This is a genomic window from Thalassoglobus neptunius, from assembly GCF_007859735.1.
Classification (GTDB): domain Bacteria; phylum Planctomycetota; class Planctomycetia; order Planctomycetales; family Planctomycetaceae; genus Thalassoglobus; species Thalassoglobus neptunius.
On the sequence record NZ_SIHI01000110.1, the window covers coordinates 1 to 4,052 of the forward strand.

Sequence of the window (4,052 nt, forward strand, 5' to 3'; positions counted from 1 at the left end):
GATTCTGGATACTATCCCAACTTCGCTTTGTGAGTCGAATTGCATTCGAGTCCCCTTTCGGAGTGGCCAACAGTTGAGTTCCCTACCAGTTAACTACTCGCACGAAAATGGATTTCACGGTATAAATTGCAAATCGGAGCCGTGTGTTGAAAAATTCTTTGGTGACCGGTTTCGTCGCGTTCGATTCTCTGCATGCGTCACGAGTTCTCACGTCTTTCAGGAAAGGATCGCCTCTGGTGTTTTGGAAACGTCACCTCAAGGAAGAACAGGCATTTACACAAGAGTTTGTATTTGAGGATCGTACCCTCCGGTCTCAGGACGGAATCTGGTTTTGTCCGCTGCGTGATGCTGATGGTCGCTGGGCTCTGACGAAGCCGTCCGGGTTTTCAGCTCTTGGGCCCACTCTGATTGTGATCTATCACCTGAAAACCGGTGAGTTTGTAGAAGTCCGGAGCAGCGACTGTCGTGAGGTCCTGTTGGATGGGAGGACCCAGTGGGAGACGGGCGGAGAGTTGCGGATCCACCAGTTGGATACCGTGCAAGCTGCGTTCTTCTTGATCAATCATCAATTCAGCGTGCCGCCCGAACTCCAGGAGGTGTATGACCGGCATCTGGCTGAACAGATGGCGAAACGGGTTCCACCCCCCAAACGTCCACCAGAGTTCTGGCTGGAATGGATCCCACTCGGATCTTGTTCCCACGTACTTTCGCACGAAGTTGACATCGGAGAAGAGATTGAAGAACTGGGAGCCAGTTATGTTGAGTTTCTGCAGAGCCTGGAACGCCCCGTCCAGGAATACCGCTCGATGTCATATGTGGAACTGCTTCCACTCGGGCGTTCCCTGTTTCGCTGTTACCCCGTCGACCCACAGCTTTGGAGACAACATTGCGACGAACTCCCGCCGGAAGATCTCGACTTGCTGGAACTGGACTGGCCTGCCGAGTTGGTCCCGCTTCAGGAACACCTCGTTCGGCTCAGGGAACTGATCGAAGCACCCCTCTGCTGTCTCACCGCCGCCGTCCGCAACAAACTGGATGACCTGTGTCCGACACTCGAGGAAGAGATGGAGGCTCACGATCAACTGATTAGTCAGCTTCCGGAATTGAAGGAGATCTACACGAAGGTCAATCAGATCTGTCGTCAGCTGGCGGCCATGCGAGCGTCCGAAGAAAATGAGTGCGACGAGGAGGAGGAATCGCCGATGAGCTGCAGCCCCGCCGAACGGGAACAAGGTCGCAATCCCAAACCGGTGACCCCCAAAACCGCCGTCTTGGCCAACTGGGGAGTGGGTTTGGACGGGACGACCGGACACTGGTGGCTGTTCCGAATGTATCGCCACCAATGGAGACAGTACAGTCGAGTGCCGATACCGCAGGGATTTCCCACGAAGTTGATGCTGAAACTGGCTGAAGAGAGTGGGGCGCTCTTACGGAGGGATGCACTTACATCGGTCTCAGAAGGAGGGCGTTCGATTTCCCAAAAGGAACTGTTAAATCGTGTGACTCACGCTCTTGCCAAAGCAAAGAAAGCAATCCGGGAGGCAATCGCAATAGCCGGAAAGGTAAACTACGAGAATGTGGGTAATCCGATCCCACATGTCTCAATGGGCTGGAGATCGATCATCGAGGTTGGGTACGTGGTGACCAACGATGAGGGCAAAGTGGAGTTCAAGCGGCGCGAGGAAATGTAGCTTGCCAGCGTCGATCAGATTGCTCGATTGCTGACGGGAGCTGATCTCAGATTGCTCGGTTGCTCGTCGCGATGATTTTATTAGAAGTTTTGCAAATCGGTAAGTGATTGCATCGAATTAACTTATGTAGATCGGCCTCTGCTCGTCTCGCATTGTCTTGAGTCCCGGCAGCATCGAGCAACCTCCGAGCAACCCTGAATTTTGTGAGTGGTCCGGAATCGTCTGGACCTGAGCAATTCAGGAGTTGCAGATGAAACGCAGCACGCGTGGTCTCCCTGACCTGGGAGCAGAACTGACGAGTGGGTTTGCGGGTCGGCTGATTCAGAAGAAGGCAGGACAGATTTGCTGGTCCCTGAATCTGAACGCGCATGATCGGGAGGATCTGGAGCAGTCGTTTCGGCTGGAGGTGTGGCGGCGGGCGGAGGCGTTTGACTCGGGGCGGGGTTGCTGGCGAGCCTTTGTGACGACGATGTTGGATCGACTAACTGCGACCGAGTACCGGAAGCGACGGGCGACCAAACTCAACGTGCGTTCATTGTCCGATGAGATTGATGATCAGACGTCCCTGGGAGATCTGCTGAGTGGCCAGGATGGTCGCCGACGTCGGGGAGTTGCTAACGATTCGGAGCGGGAGCGGATCGTTCGAGAAAAACTTCAGTGGCTGCGGGATCAGCTGGATCTCGACGGACAGAAGATTACGGAGATGTTGTTACATCTGCACGTCTCGGAAGTAGCTCGGCGCCTGGGTATCCCTCGTTCGACGCTCGTCGATCGGATTCACAAACTTCGTCGCCCGCTGCAGACGCTGGGTCCGAACAAATGACCGGAATTCACCGTGAAAGTTTGAATTCTCTCAGTACTTAATAGTCATGGGAAATTCACTCTAACGAGAGAGGTGGAGAGTGGCTGCGCATTGCTACATGTTCTCACCGAAGATCGAGATGGCCGAGGTGGAAGCCTCACTTCTGCTCAGCGTTTGGGCTGTGGAGTCTTTGCATGGAGAAAGTCGAGTCCGTCTAGAGAGCCGTTGCCAAGTCGATGACGATCAGCGGACCGTAACGATTGACGCCGGGAGTGACGTGGGCCGGGACCTGAATCGGATCTTCGTCGGCTTTCTGCATCGGGAGTTCAGCCCAATGATGTTCGAAGTTCGACCAGTCGCTGGGGACGATGTGTCGGGCCTTGCCTGGAAATCGATCCCTGAACTGGAACCTCAATCCGCGTTTTAAGCCAAGGAGAAGTTTGTATGGTTGCGCATGTGTACTCAGGTTATGTGCGGGTAACTGCCGAGCGGTGTTGTCCGGTCTGCAGAAAACCGGACTGGTGTCTGGTGTCGCGGGATGGTGGTGCGGCGATCTGCCCACGCATCTCGGAGGGAGCGGTTAAGGACCTCGGAGAAGCGGGGTGGCTGCATCTGCTGAGCGAACATCCGGATCGGTGGCGTTGGGAATCACGTACTGCTGCACCACCACAGGTTCACCATCAACCCGAAAAAACTCAGACCCCCAACCGTCTGCCCGAGACGCTGGCTCAGTTTGCGAAGTTCGCCGAACTCGGTCTTCCGGAACTGGCGGAGCAACTCGGGCTGAGCATCGAAGTCCTGCGTCGACTGAACGTCGGCTACTGCAAATACGAGCGCTGCTGGTCGTTCCCGGAACGGGATGCCAGCGGCACCGTTACCGGACTCCAGAAACGTTATCGCAATGGCGAAAAGCGTCGACTCACCGGAACGAAGGCGGGTCTGACTTATCCCGATGACTGGGATACCGGTTCCGGTCCGTTGCTGCTGGTCGAAGGAGCCTCTGATGTGGCCGCAGCGATGCTGCTGGGACTGTCGGTGGTCGGTCGACCGAGCAACAGAGCTGGTGTGAATCAGCTTGCGGAACTGCTCGTTGAGGTCCCGGAAGAGCGCGAGATCGTGGTCCTGGGAGAACGGGATCAAAAACCTTCCGGTCTCTGGCCCGGGAAGGACGGCGCGATCAGCACCGCCACCAAACTGGCCAAACAGCTGCAACGACCGGTCGGCTGGAGTCTGCCTCCCGATGGATGTAAAGACCTGCGTGAGTGGCTGAACCAGCATGGAGGTGATCAACCCCTGCGGATGCAACATCTGTTTCTGCAGGGGCTGCACATTGAGGAGATCACACCGCCACCGAAACAGCGGCTGGATGTGGATTCCCGACCGGTGATCAACGACGACCAGTACCGCAAGTTGATGGTGCAGGTCAGAACTCGCTCGCTTGATCGACCGGGAATCTATCTCGATCGCAGCGGAACCGGACACGGCAAGTCGACGGTCGACTTCGAGGTGATCGTGAGCATGATCTCACCGGAGGAATCGTTCTGATGCAGTCGCTGCTG

General features: G+C 55.9%; 4 protein-coding genes. All 4 read left to right on the forward strand.

Going from position 1 to position 4,052, the window contains the following annotated elements; genetic code table 11:
• Positions 1 to 236 precede the first annotated feature (236 nt).
• The 4 genes from KOR42_RS25845 to KOR42_RS25860 all read left to right on the forward strand — a co-directional run bounded on the left by KOR42_RS25845 (position 237) and on the right by KOR42_RS25860 (position 4,038).
• Positions 237 to 1,691: a hypothetical protein gene (locus KOR42_RS25845; RefSeq protein WP_146512685.1), complete on the forward strand. Its 1,455-nt coding sequence runs from the start codon at positions 237 to 239 to the stop codon at positions 1,689 to 1,691.
• Positions 1,692 to 1,941: 250 nt separating this feature from the next.
• On the forward strand, positions 1,942 to 2,514 hold the full coding sequence (locus KOR42_RS25850) for a sigma factor (RefSeq protein WP_146512686.1): 573 nt from the start codon (positions 1,942 to 1,944) through the stop codon (positions 2,512 to 2,514).
• Positions 2,515 to 2,593: 79 nt separating this feature from the next.
• Positions 2,594 to 2,920: a hypothetical protein gene (locus tag KOR42_RS25855; protein ID WP_146512687.1), complete on the forward strand. Its 327-nt coding sequence runs from the start codon at positions 2,594 to 2,596 to the stop codon at positions 2,918 to 2,920.
• Between the two features lie 17 nt (positions 2,921 to 2,937).
• Positions 2,938 to 4,038: a hypothetical protein gene (locus tag KOR42_RS25860; protein ID WP_146512688.1), complete on the forward strand. Its 1,101-nt coding sequence runs from the start codon at positions 2,938 to 2,940 to the stop codon at positions 4,036 to 4,038.
• Positions 4,039 to 4,052 lie beyond the last annotated feature (14 nt).